17 protein-coding genes are annotated in these 18854 nt (G+C 72.1%); 8 read left to right on the forward strand and 9 right to left on the reverse strand.

The genetic code is table 11. The annotated features are described in order from the left end of the window. Positions 1-64: 64 nt before the first annotated feature. A complete protein-coding gene (locus tag AC07A4_RS28680; protein WP_478603858.1) occupies positions 65-1246 on the forward strand; it encodes a serine hydrolase domain-containing protein in 1182 nt (393 codons plus the stop codon). A gap of 71 nt (positions 1247-1317) precedes the next feature. On the opposite strand, the gene AC07A4_RS28685 is transcribed toward AC07A4_RS28680, so the two are convergent. Continuing rightward, entirely contained in the window at positions 1318-2064 is a 747-nt protein-coding gene (locus AC07A4_RS28685; RefSeq protein WP_478603861.1) for an SDR family NAD(P)-dependent oxidoreductase, read from the reverse strand. A 190-nt stretch (positions 2065-2254) separates the two neighbouring features. Between AC07A4_RS28685 and AC07A4_RS28690 the strand changes: the two genes are divergently transcribed. Next, positions 2255-2866 (forward strand): TetR/AcrR family transcriptional regulator, encoded by a 612-nt coding sequence (locus AC07A4_RS28690; protein ID WP_478603863.1) that lies wholly within the window; start codon positions 2255-2257, stop codon positions 2864-2866. 24 nt (positions 2867-2890) lie between these two features. On the opposite strand, the gene AC07A4_RS28695 is transcribed toward AC07A4_RS28690, so the two are convergent. Beyond that, entirely contained in the window at positions 2891-4063 is a 1173-nt protein-coding gene (locus AC07A4_RS28695) for a polyamine ABC transporter substrate-binding protein (protein WP_478603865.1), read from the reverse strand. Between the two features lie 118 nt (positions 4064-4181). After that, positions 4182-5618 (reverse strand): gamma-aminobutyraldehyde dehydrogenase, encoded by a 1437-nt coding sequence (locus tag AC07A4_RS28700; RefSeq protein WP_478603868.1) that lies wholly within the window; start codon positions 5616-5618, stop codon positions 4182-4184. Between the two features lie 160 nt (positions 5619-5778). Between AC07A4_RS28700 and AC07A4_RS28705 the strand changes: the two genes are divergently transcribed. From AC07A4_RS28705 to AC07A4_RS28730, 6 genes are all read left to right on the forward strand, one after another. Continuing rightward, positions 5779-6288: an Lrp/AsnC family transcriptional regulator gene (locus AC07A4_RS28705; RefSeq protein WP_478603871.1), complete on the forward strand. Its 510-nt coding sequence runs from the start codon at positions 5779-5781 to the stop codon at positions 6286-6288. After that, entirely contained in the window at positions 6273-7652 is a 1380-nt protein-coding gene (locus tag AC07A4_RS28710) for an aspartate aminotransferase family protein (RefSeq protein ID WP_478603873.1), read from the forward strand. Before AC07A4_RS28705 ends, AC07A4_RS28710 begins: the two co-directional genes overlap by 16 nt. Before the next feature lie 172 nt (positions 7653-7824). After that, complete coding sequence (locus tag AC07A4_RS28715) at positions 7825-8580, forward strand: ABC transporter ATP-binding protein (protein ID WP_478603875.1); 756 nt, start codon at positions 7825-7827, stop codon at positions 8578-8580. Then, entirely contained in the window at positions 8562-9719 is a 1158-nt protein-coding gene (locus tag AC07A4_RS28720) for a hypothetical protein (RefSeq protein ID WP_478603877.1), read from the forward strand. Before AC07A4_RS28715 ends, AC07A4_RS28720 begins: the two co-directional genes overlap by 19 nt. Positions 9720-9991: 272 nt before the next feature. Next, entirely contained in the window at positions 9992-10396 is a 405-nt protein-coding gene (locus AC07A4_RS28725) for a VOC family protein (RefSeq protein ID WP_478603880.1), read from the forward strand. After that, the gene (locus AC07A4_RS28730; RefSeq protein WP_478604319.1) at positions 10393-11529 is read left to right on the forward strand and encodes an LOG family protein; all 1137 of its coding nucleotides are present in this window, start codon (positions 10393-10395) and stop codon (positions 11527-11529) included. The genes AC07A4_RS28725 and AC07A4_RS28730 overlap by 4 nt, the downstream gene beginning before the upstream one ends. 29 nt (positions 11530-11558) lie before the next feature. On the opposite strand, the gene AC07A4_RS28735 is transcribed toward AC07A4_RS28730, so the two are convergent. The 6 genes from AC07A4_RS28735 to AC07A4_RS28760 form a co-directional block, all read right to left on the reverse strand. Beyond that, on the reverse strand, positions 11559-12350 hold the full coding sequence (locus AC07A4_RS28735; RefSeq protein WP_478603882.1) for a maleylpyruvate isomerase family mycothiol-dependent enzyme: 792 nt from the start codon (positions 12348-12350) through the stop codon (positions 11559-11561). A gap of 28 nt (positions 12351-12378) precedes the next feature. Beyond that, entirely contained in the window at positions 12379-13470 is a 1092-nt protein-coding gene (locus tag AC07A4_RS28740) for an ABC transporter ATP-binding protein (protein ID WP_478603885.1), read from the reverse strand. Beyond that, entirely contained in the window at positions 13470-15167 is a 1698-nt protein-coding gene (locus AC07A4_RS28745) for an ABC transporter permease (protein ID WP_478604322.1), read from the reverse strand. Before AC07A4_RS28745 ends, AC07A4_RS28740 begins: the two co-directional genes overlap by 1 nt. Beyond that, on the reverse strand, positions 15143-16225 hold the full coding sequence (locus tag AC07A4_RS28750; protein WP_478603888.1) for a thiamine ABC transporter substrate-binding protein: 1083 nt from the start codon (positions 16223-16225) through the stop codon (positions 15143-15145). The genes AC07A4_RS28745 and AC07A4_RS28750 overlap by 25 nt, the downstream gene beginning before the upstream one ends. A gap of 255 nt (positions 16226-16480) precedes the next feature. Then, on the reverse strand, positions 16481-17587 hold the full coding sequence (gene rlmN, locus AC07A4_RS28755; RefSeq protein WP_478603891.1) for a dual-specificity RNA methyltransferase RlmN: 1107 nt from the start codon (positions 17585-17587) through the stop codon (positions 16481-16483). Between the two features lie 108 nt (positions 17588-17695). Then, on the reverse strand, positions 17696-18808 hold the full coding sequence (locus AC07A4_RS28760; RefSeq protein ID WP_478603893.1) for a phosphatidate cytidylyltransferase: 1113 nt from the start codon (positions 18806-18808) through the stop codon (positions 17696-17698). Positions 18809-18854 lie beyond the last annotated feature (46 nt).

An 18854-nucleotide genomic window follows, 5' to 3' on the forward strand; every position in this document is an offset into this window, starting at 1 on the left:
ATCCGTGGCGCCTGCGGCTCGCGAAGGATGAGGCGCACAGCAGCCACTCACCCCGGAGCAGCCCATGCGCAGACGTTCCCGCACCGCCGCCGCGCTCACCGTCGTCCTGGCCCTCGGCCTGACCGCCGCCGCCACGGCCCCCGCCCTGGCCGACGCGCCCGCCGCCGCGACCCGCGCGCAGGGCCCCGACGCCAAGGCCCTGCGGGCCGCGCTCGCCGGGCTCCCGAACGCGGACGCGACCGCCGCCCTGGTCCGCGTCGGCGGTAAGAGGGGTGCCTGGCAGGGGAGTTCGGGCGTCCGGGACCTGGTGACGCGCCGCGACGCCGACCCGCACGCGCGCTTCCGCGCCGGGTCCGTCACCAAGGTGGTCACGGCGGCCGTCGTACTCCAGCTCGCGAGCGAGGGCGAGGTCGACCTGAACGCGCCCGTCCAGCGCTACCTCCCCGAGGTCTTCGCGCCGAACGCGGACGCGTTCACCAAGCCCATCTCCGTGCGGCAGCTCCTCAACCACACCAGCGGCCTGCGGCCGGGACGCGCCCTCGGCGAGACCTTCGACGAGCTGTACGCCCGCCGGTTCGAGACGCTCACGCCCCAGGAGGTCGCGGCCACGTCGATCGCCAAGGGCCCCGCGCACGACCCGGGGGTGCGGCAGGAGTACCTGGGCGTCAACTACACGCTGCTCGGCCTCCTCGTGGAGAAGGTCACGGGACGTTCGTACGAGCGCGAGGCCACCCGGCGCGTGCTCAGGGCGGCGGGGATGCGGCACTCGTCCTTCCCCGGCACCGACCCGCGCGTCCGCGGCCCCCACCAGCGCGGCTACCAGGCCGTGCGGCAGCCGGACGGCGGCACCCGGTTCGTCGACGTGACCGAGTGGAACCAGCGGGACCGGTTCGCGGGCGGCGACTTGATCTCGACGACCGCCGACCTGGAGCGCCTGACGGTGGCCCTGTTCAGCGGCGGGCTCGTGCCGAAGCCGCAGCTGGAGGAGATGTTCACGGTCCCCGCCGGCATCGAGGGCGCCTCGATGAGCGCGGGCCTGACCCGGTACGAGACGCCCGACAAGCGGGTCGTCTGGCTGAAGACCGGCAGCCGCCACGGCTACAGCTCGGTCATCGCCGCCACCCGCGACCTGGACGTCACGCTCGTCTACTCCGTCAACTCCACCGACGCCAAGAGCGAGGGGACCAACCCCGTCATCCAGCGGATCATCGCGGCGGCGCTCAGGAACGCGGGCGACGCCCGCTGACCCCGCACCCCGCGCACCGCCCCCCGCACTCGGACGGGGGCACCGCGGCGGTGCCCCCGTTCCCGCCGTGCTCAGACGTTCGTCCCGCCGTCCACGGTGAACTCCGCGCCCGTGATGGCGCGACCGCCGGGGCCCACCAGGTGGGCGACCGTCGCCGCGATGTCCTCGGCCTCGTTGAAGCGGCCGAGGGCGGAGAGGCCGCGCTGGAAGTCGGCGGCGGCGCCGTCGGCCGGGTTCATGTCGGTGTCCGTCGAGCCGGGGTTGACCAGGTTGACGGTGATCCCGCGCGGTCCGAGCTCGCGGGCGAGGCCCTTGGTGAAGCCGATCAGGGCGGACTTGCTCATCGAGTACAGGACGATGCCGGGGAACGGCACGCGGTCCACGAGGTTGCTGCCGATGCTGACGATGCGCCCGCCCTCGGGCAGGTGCGCGAGCGCGGCCTGCGCGCCGACGAAGGCGGCGCGGGCGTGGATCGCGAGCGTGCGGTCCAGCTCTTCGAGGGTGACCTCCTCGAACGGCCCGTGCGGGTAGACGCCCGCGTTGTTCACGAGGATGTCGAGGCGACCAAGCTCGCGCGCGGCCCCGGCGACGGCGTCGACCACCGCGTCGGCGTCCGCCGCGTCGGCCTGGATGGCCACCGCCCGCCGCCCCAGGGCCTCCACCTCGGCGACCACGGCCTCGGCCTTCGCCTTGCCCGCCGGGCTCACATAGGTGAACGCCACGTCGGCGCCGTCCCGTGCGAGCCGCTTCACGATCGCCGCCCCGATACCCCGGCTGCCGCCCGTGACCAGCGCCGCCTTGCCCTGGAGGTCCTTCATCCCAGCCCCAAATGTCTCGATGTGTCACTCATGAGGTGTCGCTCATGAGCGGTCGCTCGTCGGATGTCGCTCGCCGTATTTCTGTGCCGATCGACACAGAAACTTTCACACAGGCGTTCCGCCACGTCAAGGCTTATATTTGTCGGTCACTACAGAAAACAGCGGGAGCGGTGAGAAGGAGGTGCGGGCCATGGCGGGACGCGGACGCCCGCGGAGCTTCGACCGGGCCACGGCGCTGCGGCGGGCCATGGAGGTGTTCTGGCTGCGGGGGTACGAGGCGACGTCGATGACCGACCTCACCTCCGCCATGGGCATCGCCTCGCCCAGCCTGTACGCCGCGTTCGGCTCCAAGGAGCGGCTGTTCCAGGAGGCCGTGGCGCTGTACAACGCCACGGAGGGCGCGGCCATGACGCGCGCGTTCACCGAGGAGCCCACCGCGCGCGCCGCGGTCGAGGCCGTCCTGCGTGAGAACGCGCGCGTCTACGCCGAGCAGGGCAGACCGAGCGGCTGCATGATCGTGCTGGCCGCCACGAACTGCTCGGCGGCGAACGAGCCGGTGCGGGAGCACCTGGCGACGTGGCGCAGGGCGGGCGCCGACCTGATGGCCGAGCGCCTGGACCGCGCCGTCGCGGAGGGCGAACTCCCCGCGGCCACCGACACCCGGGCCGCGGCGGACTTCTACACCACCGTCGTCCAGGGCATGTCGGTGCAGGCCCGCGACGGCGCGACGGCCGCGGACCTGCACAAGACGGTGGACCGGGCGATGGCGGCCTGGGACGTGGTGGTCATGCCGCCCGCCTGAGGGCCCCTGGACCCCTGGACCCGGCTACAGGCCCACCATGGAGTTCCACCGCTTGGCGAACTCCGGGCGCTCGCTGGCCGTGATGTCCCGTGCGATCGCGAGCCGTTCGCGCAGCGCGCCGTCGGGGAAGACCAGCGGGTCCTCGGCGAGCGCGGCGCGCTCCTTGTCCCCGGAGTCGGCGAGGACGTCGCGGGCGGCGGGCACCGGGCAGACGTAGTTGACCCAGGCGGCGAGCTCCGCGGCGACCTCGGGGACGTAGTAGTGGTCGATGAGGCGCTCGGCGTTGCGCTTGTGGCGGGCGAGGTTGGGGATCATCAGGGACTCGGCCCACAGCTCCGCGCCCTCCTCGGGCACGACGAACACGATGTCCGGGTCGTCGGCCTGGAGCTGGATGACGTCGCCGCTGTAGGCCTGGCAGGCGAGGACGTCGCCGCTGGCGAGGTCCTTGATGTAGTCGTTGCCGGTGAAGCGCCGGATGTGGTGGCCGCGGACGCGCTTCTCCACCTGGTCGCACATGCGGTGGAAGTCGTCGCCGGTCCACCGCGTGACGTCGACGCCGTCGCCCTGCATCAGCAGCGCGAACGCCTCGTCCAGGCCGGACAGGAGCGTGACGCGGCCCTTCAGGTCGCTCGCCCACAGGTCCGACACCCGCCGGATCTCCCGGCCGAGCCTGCGCTTGTTGTACGCGATGCCGGTGATGCCGGACTGCCAGGGCACAGTGAACGCGCGGCCCTTGTCGAAGTGCGGCGAGCGCAGCAGCGGGTCCAGGTTCTCGGCCACGTGGGGCTGGCGGGAGCGGTCCATCTCCTGGACCCAACCGAGGCGCACGAAGCGCGCGCACATCCAGTCGCTGGTGACGATGAGGTCCCGGCCTGTCTCCTGGTGGTTCATCAGGGACGGGCTGATCTTGCCGAAGAACTCGTCGTTGTCGTTGATCTCCTCGGTGTAGCGGACGTCGATGCCGGTCCGCTTCTCGAAGGCGTCCAGGGTGGGCCGTCTGGTCTTGTCCTTGTCGTCGGTGTCGATGTACAGCGGCCAGTTGGCGAACGTCAGCTTCTTGTCCCGGCCCGAGAGGTCCTGCGCGGCGCGGTCGGACGGCTCGATGTACGCGGCGGGCACCCCGCAGCCCGCGAGGGCGCCGAGGGCTCCGGCCGCGCCGATGCCCTTGAGGAACGCACGACGTGCGGCAACTGTCATGCCCCCACCCTCACTTCACGCACACGGGGCGGGCAATGGACAAGGTGTCCACCGCCCGCCCCGAAGACGACTCAGAACGTCAGCCCCGCGCGGAGTCGGCCGCGCGGGGCGAACGACGTCAGTCGAGCGACGTCATCACGTGCTTGATGCGGGTGTAGTCGTCGAAGCCGTACGCCGACAGGTCCTTGCCGTAGCCGGACTTCTTGAAGCCGCCGTGCGGCATCTCCGCGACCAGCGGGATGTGCGTGTTGATCCAGACGCAGCCGAAGTCGAGGGCCTTGGACAGGCGCATCGCGCGGGCGTGGTCCTTGGTCCACACCGAGGAGGCGAGGGCGTAGTCGACGCCGTTGGCGTGGGCGACGGCCTCGGCCTCGTCGGCGAAGGGCTGGACGGTGATGACCGGGCCGAAGACCTCGTTCTGGATGATCTCGTCGTCCTGCTTGAGCCCGGAGACGACGGTCGGCGCGTAGAAGTAGCCCTTCTCGCCGACCCGGTGGCCGCCCGCCTCGACCTTGGCGTGCGCGGGAAGGCGCTCGATGAAGCCGGAGACCTGCTTCAGCTGGTTGGCGTTGTTCAGCGGCCCGTACAGCACGTCCTCGTCGTCCGGCTGGCCCGTCTTGGTGTCGGCGGCGGCCTTGGCGAGGGCGGTCACGAACTCGTCGTGGATGGACTCGTGGACCAGGACGCGGGTCGCGGCCGTACAGTCCTGGCCCGCGTTGAAGAAGCCCGCCGCCGAGATGCCCTCGACGGCCTTGGCGATGTCGGTGTCCTCGAAGACCACGACGGGCGCCTTGCCGCCGAGCTCCAGGTGCACGCGCTTGAGGTCCTTGGCGGCGGACTCGGCGACCTGCATGCCCGCGCGCACCGAACCGGTGATGGAGGCCATCGCCGGGGTGGAGTGCTCGACCATCATGCGGCCGGTGTCGCGGTCGCCGGTGATGACGTTGAAGACGCCCTTCGGCACGATCGAGCCGATGATCTCGGCCATCAGGACGGTCGACGCCGGGGTGGTGTCCGAGGGCTTCAGGACGACCGTGTTGCCCGCGGCGAGGGCCGGGGCGAACTTCCACACGGCCATCATCATCGGGTAGTTCCACGGCGCGACCTGCGCGCAGACGCCGACCGGCTCGCGGCGGATGATGGAGGTCAGGCCCTCCATGTACTCACCGGCGGCGCGGCCCTCCAGCATCCGGGCCGCGCCCGCGAAGAAGCGGATCTGGTCGACCATCGGCGGGATCTCTTCGGAGCGGGTCAGGCCGATCGGCTTGCCCGTGTTCTCGACCTCGGCGGCGATGAGCTCCTCGGCGCGCTCCTCGAAGGCGTCCGCGATCTTCAGCAGGGCCTTCTGCCGCTCCGCGGGCACGAGGTCGCGCCAGGCGGGGAAGGCGTCGGCGGCGGCCTTCATGGCCGCGTCGACGTCGGCCTGGCCGGACAGCGGCGCCTCGGCGTACGCCTCACCGGTCGCCGGGTTGATCACCTCGGTGGTCCGCCCGTCGGCCGCGTCCCGGAATTCTCCGTCGATGTAGTTGCGCAGACGCCGCAGCTCGGTGCTCACTTCCGGCCCTCCAGTCAGTGTCCAGTGGATGAGACACCACCCTAGTCCGTACACCGACGCTTTCAACATACCCAGCTGCCCATCACTGCGAAATCCGTGCTTCCACGCACCATCCACAACGAATTTCATTGATCCGGGCTTGCGGAACTGTCGAGACGTCGTGCACAGTGAAGTCGTGGCCAGTCGAAGCGCAGACCCCAGCCCCCGCGGCCCGAGCGGATCCCCGACGATCGACGCCGTCTCCCTGGCGATCATCGAGCAGCTCCAGGAGGACGGCCGCCGTCCGTACGCCGCCATCGGCAAGGCCGTCGGCCTGTCCGAGGCGGCCGTGCGCCAGCGCGTCCAGAAGCTCCTCGACCAGGGTGTGATGCAGATCGTCGCCGTCACGGACCCGCTCACCGTGGGCTTCCGGCGGCAGGCGATGGTCGGCATCAACGTGGAGGGCGATGTGGACCCGGTCGCCGACGCGGTCGCCGCGATGCCCGAGGCGGAGTACGTGGTGATGACCGCGGGCTCGCACGACCTGCTCGTGGAGATCGTCTGCGAGGACGACGACCATCTGCTCGACGTCATCAACAAGCGGATCCGCGCGCTCCCCGGCGTGCGCTCCACCGAGAGCTTCGTCTACCTCAAGCTGAAGAAGCAGACCTACATGTGGGGAACCCGATAGCCGTGAGCAAGGACCTCAGCAAAACCGCGTACGACCACCTGTGGATGCACTTCACGCGCATGTCGTCGTACGAGAACGCGCCGGTGCCCACCATCGTCCGCGGTGAAGGCACCTACATCTACGACGACAAGGGAAAGAAGTACCTCGACGGTCTCGCGGGCCTGTTCGTGGTCCAGGCCGGGCACGGCCGCAGGGAGCTCGCCGAAGTCGCCGCCAAGCAGGCCGCCGACCTCGCCTTCTTCCCCATCTGGTCGTACGCCCACCCGAGCGCCGTGGAACTGGCGGAACGCCTCGCCCACTACGCGCCCGGCGACCTGAACAAGGTCTTCTTCACCACCGGCGGCGGCGAGGCCGTCGAGACCGCCTGGAAGCTGGCGAAGCAGTACCACAAGCTCACCGGCAACCCCACGAAGTACAAGGTCATCTCGCGCGCGGTCGCCTACCACGGCACCCCGCAGGGCGCCCTCGCCATCACCGGCCTGCCCGCCCTGAAGGCCCCCTTCGAGCCGCTCGTGCCCGGCGCCCACAAGGTCCCCAACACCAACATCTACCGCGCCCCGATCCACGGCGACGACCCCGAGGCCTTCGGCCGCTGGGCCGCCGACCAGATCGAGCAGGAGATCCTCTTCGAGGGCCCCGAGACCGTCGCCGCGGTCTTCCTTGAGCCGGTGCAGAACGCGGGCGGCTGCTTCCCGCCCCCGCCCGGCTACTTCCAGCGGGTGCGCGAGATCTGCGACAAGTACGGCGTGCTTCTCGTCTCGGACGAGGTCATCTGCGCCTTCGGCCGCCTCGGCACGATGTTCGCCTGCGACAAGTTCGGCTACGTCCCCGACATCATCACCTGCGCCAAGGGCATGACCTCGGGCTACTCCCCGATCGGCGCCGCGATCGTCTCCGACCGCATCGCCGAGCCGTTCTACAAGGGCGACAACACCTTCCTGCACGGCTACACCTTCGGCGGCCACCCGGTCTCCGCGGCCGTCGGCCTCGCCAACCTCGACCTCTTCGAGCGCGAGGGCCTCAACCAGCACGTGCTCGACAACGAGGGCGCGTTCCTGAGCACCCTCCAGAAGCTGCACGACCTGCCGATCGTCGGCGACGTCCGCGGCAACGGCTTCTTCTACGGCATCGAGCTGGTGAAGGACAAGGCCACCAAGGAGTCCTTCACGGACGAGGAGTCCGAGCGGATCCTGTACGGCTTCGTCTCCAAGAAGCTCTTCGAGTACGGCCTGTACTGCCGCGCCGACGACCGCGGCGACCCCGTCATCCAGCTGTCGCCGCCGCTGATCTCGGACCAGTCCACCTTCGACGAGATCGAGTCGATCGTCCGCCAGGTCCTCACCGAGGCCTGGACCAAGATCTGACCCGTCACCCCGGCACGGCCCGGGTGCGCCCATCCGAGTGGGATGGGCGCACCCGGGCCGCGTCCTTGTCCGGCGCCCGGCGCCGAATCCCTAGCGTGCCCAGTGACCGATCGGCCCAGCCTTCGTTCCCCCGTACGGGGGAGGCAATCTGATCTGAACCGAGGTGTACGCGATGGTGGCCCCGCCGGACAACGACGTGCTGTGGGCACGCGCCCTGCACGTCACGCTCAACGGCTCTCCCGCGCTCACCGGCGTCTCGCTCGGTGTCCGCGAGGGCGAGATCCTCGCCGTCGGCGGCCCGCGCGGCAGCGGCAAGACCACCCTGCTGCGCTGCCTGTCCGCCCAACTGCCGCCGGGGCAGGGCGAGGTCTGGTTCAACTCCGTGCCGGTGCACACCATGAGCCCCCTCGCGCGCGAACGGCTGCGCCGCGACCGGTTCGGCTGGATCGACCCCGAACCCCAGCTCGTGCCCGAGCTGACCGGCTGGGAGAACGCCGCGCTCGCGCTGCTCCTGCGCGGCGCCCCGCACCGCACCGCCAAACGCGCCGCCCTGGAGTGGCTGGAGCGCCTCGACGCCGGTGACTGCGCCCGCAAGCGCCCGCACGCGCTCACCCGCGCCGAGTGCCAGCGCGTGTCCGTCGCCCGCGCCCTGGCCGCCACGCCCGCCGTGCTCTTCGCCGACGAACCCACGGCGCCCCTGCACCGCGCCGACCGCGCGCACGTGCTGCGCACCCTCACCACCGCCGCCCGCTCGCACGGCATCACTGTCGTCCTCGCCACGCACGACGCGGAGGTCGCCACCCTCGCCGACCGCACGGTCGCGCTGCTCGACGGGCGGCGCGTCCACACGGTCCACCTGCCGGACGACACCCTCGCCGCCGTCTCCTCCCCCGCGGAAGGCCGGGCCGCGTGCTCGCTCTCCGTCTAGCCCGCGGCGCCCACCCGCTGGTCCTGCTGCGCCGGCTGCTCGTCGCCACCGCCGCCGCCGGGACCGGGTTCCTGCTCCTGTGCGCGCTCGGCCACGCCCTTAGCCACCCGGGGTCCACCGGCTCCGCGCTGCGCCTCGCCTGGTGCGCCCTGCCGCTCGCCGCCACCGTGTACTTCGCCGTCGCCGTGGCCCGCACCGACCCGGGCACCAAGCCCCGCCCCGGCCTGGCCTCGGTCGGCCTCGGCCCCGGGCGGCTCATGGTCGTCTCCGCCATGACCACCGCCGTGGCCTGCGCGCTCGGCTCCATGGTCGCGCTGCTGTTCTTCCTGCATCTGCGCGGCGACCTGACCGGCCTGCCCTTCGACGGCGCCGCCGGTGAACTCCTCGCCGCCGACCGGCCGCTGCCGCTCGCCGCCGCCCTCACCCTGCTCGCGCTCGTACCGGTCGCCGCGTCGGTCGCCGCCGCGCTCGCGCTGCGTCCGCGCCGCACGAAGCCCGGCGAGGAGCCGCCCGACCCCGACGCGCCCGCCCCCGCGCCCGGCGGGCTGCCCTGGGGCGTCGCGCTGCTCGCCGCCGGGCTCGCCGTCGAGACGTACGCGAGCGGGGCCGACGGCGGCGGCGGTCTCCGCATGCCCGGCAACCTCGGCGGCAGCCCCGCCGAGGTGCTCGCCGGATGGGCGCTCACCGCGACCGGCCTCGCCGTCGCCGGGCCCGGCCTCACCCATCTGTGCGGCAGGCTGCTCCAGGCGGTGCGGCCCGGCGCCCTTCGGCTGCTCGCCGGGCGCGTCCTGATGCGCGAGGCCCGGCGGATCGGCCAGCCCCTGGGCGTGGTGTGCGCGGTGGCGTCGGCGGCGTACGCGGCGGGCACCCTCCACGCCGCCACGGGCCACGCGGACATCGGCCCCCTCACCACCCTGGGCTCCCTCCTCATCGCGGGCTGCACGGTCCTCACCCTCGCCACCGCCGCGACCCAGGCCCGCCACACCCGCGCCCCCACCCAGGCGGCCCTCCACCGCCTAGGCGCCCCCGCCACCCTCCTCCGCGCCTCAGCGGCCCTGAGAACAGCCGCGCTGGCAGCGGTCTTCATCCCCCTGACCTGGACAGTGGCGGAACTTGCGGCCATGCCCCTCACGAGCTGAACATCAAGCCCGTCCGGCGTTTGAGGACGAGGCGCGAAGCGCCAATGCTTGTGGGCGGGGCCCGGGGCGGCAGCCCCGGTTTCGGGAAGGGGCGGGCCTGGGGCGCACCGCGAGGACCACCCACCCGCACCCGCACCCACACCCACACCCACACCCACACCCACCCGAAAAAACTTTCCCCCGATCGATGAGTCCCGCCCCACCCACCCGTCTACCTCTTCGTAAGGAGCACAACCCACCCACCCCACCTCACACCCCTCGGGAGACACCCCATGACCCAGCAGATGATCTTCGTGAACCTGGCCGTCGCCGACGTCACCGCCTCCCAGAAGTTCTTCACGGAGCTCGGCTACACCCTCAACCCCCAGTTCTCCTCGGACGACTGCGCCTGCGTCGTCATCAGCGACACGATCGTCGCGATGCTCCTGAGCAAGCCGCGCTACCAGGACTTCACGACCAAGGAGATCGCGGACTCCAAGAAGACCAGCGAGGTCCTGCTGTGTCTGAGCGCCGAGAGCCGCGCCGCGGTCGACACCCTGGTCGACAAGGCCGTCTCGGCGGGCGGCACGGCGGGCCGGACGCAGGACTACGGCTTCATGTACGGCCGGTCGTTCGACGACCTGGACGGCCACACCTGGGAGATCATGTGGATGGACCCGGCGCAGGCCGAGGGCTGAGCGGACCGGCCCGCCCCGGGCCAGCGCGTGGCCGCGCCCGCGAGATCGAAACGCTGGCCCAGTTCGACGCGGTCATCGCGGACCACGGCTCGCTCACCGGCTGCCGCGTCCAGGCCGTCGACCTGACGGACCGTACGAAGGCCCTGCTCACGGCCGACACCACGGACGCCGTCTTCCTGGGCTGCCCCATGCGCCAGGACGCGGCGGCCCATGTGCGGGCCTCAGGGGCACTGGTCTTCCCGCCCGTGCCGGGGCTGCCCTTCGACCCGTACCGCGCCCGGCTCTACCCGCCCGGCGACCTGTACGCGGGCCTGGCCGACGGGGGCTACGAGGCGACTCCGGACGCCCGCGCCCACGCCTGGTTCCAGCGGACGAAGGCCGACGGCGACGTCTTCGCCTCGATGCTGCGCGCGGTCCACGACGACGCCATCTCCGACGCGCTCGACGAACTGCTGCGCGGCGCCCGCGTGGTGGGCGTCATGGGCGGCCACGCGCTGGCCCGCGGCACGGACGCGTACGCGGGCGCGGCCCGGCTCGGGCGCGCCCTGGCGCGCGCCGGGTTCACGGTGGCGACGGGCGGCGGCCCGGGCGCCATGGAGGCGGCGAACCTCGGCGGGTACGCCGCCGCGTACGACGACGCCATGCTGGACGCATCGCTCGAACTGCTCGCCAAGGCGCCGTCGTTCACGCCGTCGGTCACCGCGTGGGCGAGGGCCGCGTTCGCCGTGCGCGAGCGGTGGCCGGACGGCGGTCCCTCCGTGGGCATCCCCACCTGGTTCTACGGCCACGAGCCGCCGAACGCCTTCGCCGCGCACCTCGCGAAGTACTTCGCCAACGCCACCCGCGAGGACGGGCTGCTCACCCGCTCGACCGCAGGCGTCATCTTCCTGCCCGGAGCCGCAGGGACCGTCCAGGAGATCTTCGACAACGCGACGCCCAACTACTACGAGTCGCGCGGCGAGCCCACCCCGATGGTCCTCGTGGGCCGGGACCACTGGACGGCCCGGCTCCCGGCGTGGCCCCTGCTGCGGGCCCTGGCCGAGGGCCGCCCGATGGCCCCGCGGATCGCGCTGGTGGACGACGTGGACGAGGCCGCGGAGACACTGGCGTCGCTGACCCGACAGACCGGCTGAAACCAGCGGACCACGCCCCACCTCCACCCTCACCCAAACGAAGCCCGCTCCAGCCAGAACTCCAGCAGCCCCCGGTCCCCCAGCACCTCGACCCGCCCCGAGTCCAGCGACCGCCGCCGGTAGAAGGCGAGCAGCACCTCCGTCAGCGGCCCGCGCAGCGCGACGTCCGCCTTCGTGTGCCCGTGCTCCCAGGCGACCCCGTCCGGGCCGAGCGTGATGGTCCACTCGGCGCCCAGTTCGGGCCCCGCGTCCGTCGCGTGCAGATGCAGGGTGCGGCCCTCGCCGCGCAGCTCACCCGCCCGCTTGCCCATCTTGGAGCGCTGCGCGTACCGCACGATCTCTAGCCACTCGTCGATCGCGTCCACGGCGACCTCCGGCGCGAGCGCGTACTCCACGCCCGCGGCGATCTCCGCGTCCGCCCGGTGGATCGCCACCTCGTGCGTCATCCGCCGCGCCCAGAACCCGGCGGTGCCCTCGCCCGCCCAGGTCCACACCGGGGTGTCGGCCTGGGCGCCCCGCATGGTCTCGCCGAACCGCTCGGCGGTCTCGGCGAGCCAGGCGTCGAGCGCGGCCGGTCCTGTGCCCTCCGGGCCCTCGAAGCCGGGCACGTCCTCGCTCGGGATGTTCGCCTTCGCCCGGGTGCGCACGTGCAGTTCGACCCAGCGCACCGCGCCGCCCGCGTGCCGCACCAGCTGGTCGAGGGTCCAGTCGGGGCAGGTCGGCACCGTCACGGACAGGTCGGCCCCGTGCAGCGCCGCCCGCAGGCTCCGCAGCTGCACGGCGACCTCGGCGCAGTAGCGCTCGTACGCGAGAGTGGTCATCCCTCGACACTAAGGCTGGCCGCCCGCCTCAGTACGACGTTTTCCTCCGTAGTACGACGATTTCCTCCGCGGCGAAGCGCACGCCCACCCGCGCGCCCGGCTCCGGCGCCTCCCGCAGCCCGCACGCCGCCTCGATGCGCGGCACGCCCTCACCGTCGACGGGCTCCAGGCGCACGGCGACGTGCGTGCCCCGGAACGTCCGCCCCGTCACCACGCACGCGAGCCCCGCGTCCGCCGCCACGAGCCGTACGCCCGCGGGCCGTACGAGCAGTCGGCAGCGGCCGTCCGCCGTGCCGTCCGGCACCGGGACCTTGCCCCAGGCGGTCTCGGCGGACCCGCCGGTGACACTCGCGTCGACCACGTTGTCGAAGCCGAGGAAGCGCGCCACGAACTCGTCGGCGGGCCTGCGCCAGACCTCAAGGGGCGTGCCGGACTGGGCGATCCGGCCGTCCCGCATCACCACGACCCGGTCGGCGAGCGCGAACGCCTCCCCCTGGTCGTGCGTGACCGCGAGCACGGTCGTGCCCAACTCCTGGAACAGCTCCCGGAGTTCGGCGACCAGGCGCTCGCGCAGCGAGCGGTCGAGCTGGCCGAGCGGCTCGTCGAGCATCAGCAGCCGGGGCCGGGGCGCGAGGGCCCGCGCGAGCGCCACCCGCTGCTGCTCACCGCCGGACAGGGAGGCGACGGCCCGCTTCTGGGCGCCCGGCAGGCCCACCAGGTCGAGGAGTTCCGCGACCCGCAGGGCCTGCTCGGCGCGCGGCGCGCCGCGCATGCGCAGCCCGAAGGCGACGTTGCCCGCCACGTCCCGCTGCGGGAACAGCTGGTGGTCCTGGAACATGAGGCCGACGCCCCGCTTGTGCGTGGGCACCCCGCCCTGGTCGCGCCCGCCGAGCAGGACCCGCCCGGCGTCCAGGCGCTGGAGCCCGGCGACGGCCCGCAGGAGGGTGGACTTGCCGCTGCCGCTCGGCCCGAGCACGCACACGGTCTCGTGCTCGGCGACGTCGAGGCCGACGCCGTCGAGCACGGCGCGCCCGCCGAAGCGCACGGTGGCCTCCTCGAGCCGCAGCAGCGCGTCGGCCCCGTCCGTGGCGGTGGCCGTGGCGGCAGCCGTGGCGGTCATCAGAACTCTCCCGTCGTGCGGGTGGTGCGCAGCCGTTCCAGGAGCAGGAGCGACACCGCGCACACCACCATCAGAATCGTGGAAAGGGCCATCGCCTGGCCGTAGTTGAGGTCGCCTGGGCGCCCGAAGAGCCGGGCCACGGCGACGGGCAGGGTCGGGTTGTCGGGCCGCGCGATGAACACCGTCGCGCCGAACTCGCCGAGCGACACCGCGAACGCGAACCCGGCCGCGATGAGCAGCGCGCGCCGCACCAGCGGCAGGTCCACCTCCCGCCAGGCCCGCAGCGGGGACGCGCCGAGCACGGCGGCCGCCTCGCGCAGCCGTCCGTCCACCGCCCGCAGGACGGGCAGCATCGTGCGCACCACGAAGGGAACGCCCACGAGGGCCTGCGCGAGCGGCACCAGGAACCACGACGCCCGCAGGTCGAGCGGCGGCTCGTCGAGGGCGATCAGGAACCCGAAGCCCACGGTCACCGCGGACACGCCGAGCGGCAGCATGAGCAGCGCGTCGAACCCGCGTACGAACCGGCCCGCGCGCCGGGTCAGGGCGGTGGCCGCGAGCCCGCCGACGACCAGCGCGATGAGCGTGGCGACGGCCGCGTACCGCAGCGAGTTCCCGATCGCGTCGACCGGCGGGACCAGGAAGGCGCCGCCCTCGGTGGAGGTGAGCTGCCGGTAGTACGCGAAGCCGTAGCCGCCGGGGGCGTCGAGGGAGCGCTGCACCAGGACGCCGAGCGGCAGCAGGACCAGCGCCGCCACGGTCAGCAGGACGAAGCCGAGCAGGCCCCACTGCCCGGCCCCGCGCGGCCTGCGCGCCGTCACCGCCGGGTCGACGAGGCGCAGCGCGCTCTCGCGCCGGCGCACGGTCCAGGCGTGCACGGCGAGCACCGCGCCGACCGCAACGAACTGCACGAGCGTCAGCACGGCGGCGGTCGGCAGGTCGAGCAGGTTGGCCGTCTGCCGGTAGATCTCCACTTCGAGCGTCGCGTACGTGGGGCCGCCGAGGATCTGTACGACGCCGAAGGAGGTGAAGGTGAACAGGAAGACCATGAGCGCGGCGGCGGCCACGGCGGGCGTGAGCGCGGGCAGCGTCACCGTCCGCCAGGCGCGCGCCCGGGAGGCGCCGAGCACACGGGCGGCCTCCTCCTGGCGCGGGTCGAGCTGGGCCCACAGGCCGCCGACCGTGCGGACGACGACGGCGTAGTTGAAGAAGACGTGCGCGAGCAGGATCGCCCACACCGTGGTGTCCAGGCGCACGCCCCACAGCTCGTCGAGGAGCCCGCCGCGCCCGAGGACCGCGAGGAAGGCCGTGCCCACGACGACGGTCGGCAGCACGAACGGCACGGTGACGACGGCCCGGAGGAGCTGCTTGCCGGGGAAGTGGAAGCGCGCGAAGACATACGCGCCGGGGAGCGCGAGCAGCAGCGTGAGCCCGGTCGACGCGAGCGCCTGCCAGGTGGTGAACCACAGGACGTGCTGGATGTCGGACTGGCCGAGCACCTCGGTGAACCGCCCGAACTGCCAGGCGCCGTCCGCCTTCAGGCCGCGCGCGACGATCATGGCGACCGGGTAGGCGAAGAAGACGGCGAAGAACGCGACGGGCAGGGCCATCAGGCCGAGCCGCGCCGCGCCTCCCCGGGTGAGCCACCGGCCCCGGCGGGCCGGGGCCTCGGTCACTTCAGAACGAGCGAGGTCCACGACTTGACCCACGGCTCGCGGTTGTCGGCGATCTTCTTCGGGTCCATGGTGTACGGCTTGTCGACCTCGACGCCGTGCTTCGTGAACAGCTCGGGCACCTTGGCGCCTTCGCGCACCGGGTTCACGAACATGTTCAGCGGCATGTCCTCCTGGAACCGCTTGGTCAGCAGGAAGTCGAGGAGCGCCTTGCCGCCCTCGGCGTTCTTGGCACCGGTGAGCAGCCCGGCGTACTCGACCTGACGGAAGCAGGTGCCGGTGGCGACGCCGGTCGGGGCGGTCTTCGGCTGCGGCTTGGCGTACAGGACCTCCACGGGCGGCGAGGAGGCGTACGACACCACGAGCGGACGGTCGCCGCCCGCCTTCTTGCCGCCCGCGGAGCCGGAGAACTCCTGGTCGTAGGCCTGCGTCCAGCCGTCGACGACCTTGACGCCGTTGTCCTTGAGCTTCTTCCAGTAGTCCTGCCAGCCGTCGTCGCCGTACTTCGCGGCGGTGCCGAGCAGGAAGCCGAGGCCGGGGGACGAGGTCGAGGCGTTCTCGGTGACAAGGAGGTTCTTGTACGCGGGCTTGACCAGGTCGTCGAGGGTCTTCGGCGGGGCCAGCTTCTTGTCGGCGAAGTACTTCTTGTCGTAGTTGACGCAGATGTCGCCGCTGTCGACCGGGGTCACGCGGTGCTTGCCCTCGTCGGCCCGGTAGGCGGGCAGGACCTGGTCCGCGCCCTTGGCCTCGTACGGCTGGAAGAGGCCGTTGTCGAGGGCGCGGGACAGCAGGGTGTTGTCGACGCCGAAGAACACGTCGCCCTGCGGGTTGCCCTTGGAGAGGATCGCCTTGTTCACGGCGGCGCCCGCGTCGCCGTCCTTGAGCAGGCGGACCTTGTAGCCGGAAGCCTTCTCGAAGTCCTTGAGGACGTCCTTGGAGACGTTGAAGGACTCGTGGGTGACGAGCGTGACGTCCTTGGAGTCCTTCGCGGAGTCCCCGTCGTCCGATCCGCACGCGGTGACCGCCACGAGCCCGAGGCCCACCGCGGCCGCGGTGACGGTGACCTTCTTGGTGATGCTCACGTGAGTTCATTCCTCCTGGAGATGACCAGGAAGAGACGCGGCCCCGCCCGGGACCGTCGACCGGGTCCCGGGCAGGGCGCAACAGCTTGAGTGGTGACCGAACTTCCTACCCAGAATGACCTGGGCGAGGTTCAGAGGGTCTGCGGCCGTCCGGTGCCGGATGCCGCACTCTCAGCGCTGTGGCGCTCCCCTGTCGGCACATGCAGGTGCCTGCATGTGTGGAATATGCGGTTGTCTTTCGGTCAGCGTACCGCTCTACCGCTCGGCCGCCGCGAGCTGGCCGCAGGCCCCGTCGATCTCCTGGCCGCGGGTGTCGCGGACGGTCACCGGCACCCCGTGGGCGGCGATGGCCTCGACGAACGCCTTCTCGTCCTCGGGGCGCGACGCCGTCCACTTCGAGCCCGGGGTGGGGTTGAGCGGGATCAGGTTCACGTGCACCGGCTTGCCCTTGAGCAGCCGCCCGAGGCGGTCGCCGCGCCACGCGTGGTCGTTGATGTCCCGGATCAGCGCGTACTCGATGGACAGGCGGCGGCCCGACTTCGCCGCGTACTCCCAGCCGGCGTCCAGGACCTCGCGGACCTTCCAGCGCGTGTTCACCGGGACGAGGGTGTCGCGCAGCTCGTCGTCCGGCGCGTGCAGGGAGATCGCGAGGCGGCACTTGAAGCCCTCGTCGGCGAACCGGTGGATGGCGGGCACCAGGCCGACCGTCGACACGGTGATGCCGCGCTGGGAGAGGCCCACGCCGTCCGGCTCGGGGTCGGTGAGGCGGCGGATCGCGCCCACCACGCGGTTGTAGTTGGCCAGCGGCTCGCCCATGCCCATGAAGACGATGTTGCTGAGGCGCGCGGGGCCGCCCGGGATCTCGCCGTCGCGCAGGGCCCGCATGCCGTCCACGATCTGGTGCACGATCTCGGCGGTGGACAGGTTCCGGTCGAGGCCCGCCTGGCCGGTGGCGCAGAACGGGCAGTTCATGCCGCAGCCCGCCTGGGAGCTGATGCACATGGTGACCCGGTCGGGATACCGCATGAGCACCGACTCGACCAGCGTGCCGTCGAACAGCCGCCACAGCGTCTTGCGGGTGGTGTCGTCATCGCAGCTGATGTGCCGCACGACCGACATCAGCTCCGGAAGCAGCGACTCCTGGAGCTTGCCGCGGGCACCGGCGGGGATGTCCGTCCACTGCTCGGGGTCGTGGGCGTACCGCGCGAAGTAGTGCTGCGAGAGCTGCTTGGCGCGGAACGGCTTCTCGCCGATGGCGGCGACGGCTTCCTTGCGCTCGGCGGGCGTGAGGTCGGCGAGGTGCCGCGGTGGCTTCTTGGCTCCGCGCGGCGCGACAAACGTGAGTTCTCCGGGCTTGGGCATGATGCGTCCATTCTCCCAGAGATACGACGAAGGGCCCGCCGCCTGTGGACAACGGACCCCTCACCGACAAAACCCCAGCTCAGCCGGGATCACATGGAGCCGACCGGGTCACCCCGACCCGACGAACACCACAAGCAGCAACCACACCACCGGCGCCGTCGGCAGCAGCGAGTCGAGGCGGTCCATGATGCCGCCGTGGCCCGGAAGGAGCGTGCCCATGTCCTTGATGCCGAGGTCGCGCTTGATCATGGACTCGCCGAGGTCGCCGAGGGTCGCGCTGGCCGCCACCGCGAGGCCGAGGACCAGGCCCTGCCACCAGGTGCCGTCGTCGATCATGAAGTGCACGCAGAGCGCGCCCGCCGCCATGGCGAAGGCGATCGCGCCGAGCAGGCCCTCGCGGGTCTTGCCGGGGCTGATGCGCGGCGCCAGCTTGTGCCTGCCGAACCGCCAGCCGACCGCGTACGCGCCGGTGTCGCTGACCACGGTCAGGATCAGGAAGGTGAGCACCCGCTGCGGGCCGTCGTCCGCCGTGAGCATCAGGGCGACGAACGTGGCCAGGAAGGGCACGTAGAAGGCGGCGAAGACCCCCGCCGTGACGTCCTTCAGATAGCCCTCGGGCGGCTCCGTCATGCGCCAGACGAGCACCGCGAGCGCGGTGAGCGACATGGCCACCCAGGCGCCCTCGGCGCCGCGCACGTACCCGGCGACGACCATCGCCGCCCCGCCGACCGCGAGCGGCACGAGGGGGGCCTTGATGCCCTTGCGCTCCTGCAGGCGCGAGGTGAGCTCCCACAGGCCCACCACGACGGCGACCGCTATGACGCCGACGAACACGGCCTTCTGGATGAACAGGGACGCCAGGATCACCGCACCGAGGCCCACGCCCACCCCTATGGCCGCCCCGAGGTCGCGGCCCGCGCTCTTCTTCTGCGGGGCGGGGGCGGGCTGTGGTGCGCCGGTCATGGGCTCCTGCGGCTTCTGCGCGGGCTGCGGCTCGTCACGGAACAGGGGGCCGCTCGGCTGAGCAGCCCCCCGGTCGTCGTCCTGGTGTCCGCCGCTCGCGGCTACGTCGGGAACGATGGGCATGGGCTGAGTCTCTGACGGATTCAGCGCGTGCGCATCGTGTGCGGGACCCAGCGGGGCAGCACCCTGGACCGGCCCCTGGTCAGGCGCCCCCCAGTACCCGGCTCTGGACGGCGCCCCCCAGGAAGTGTCGTTCACGGAATCGGATTCCTCAGACCTAGATCAGACGTCGCTCGACTCGGTC

The organism is Streptomyces sp. NPDC043996 (genome assembly GCF_056435225.1).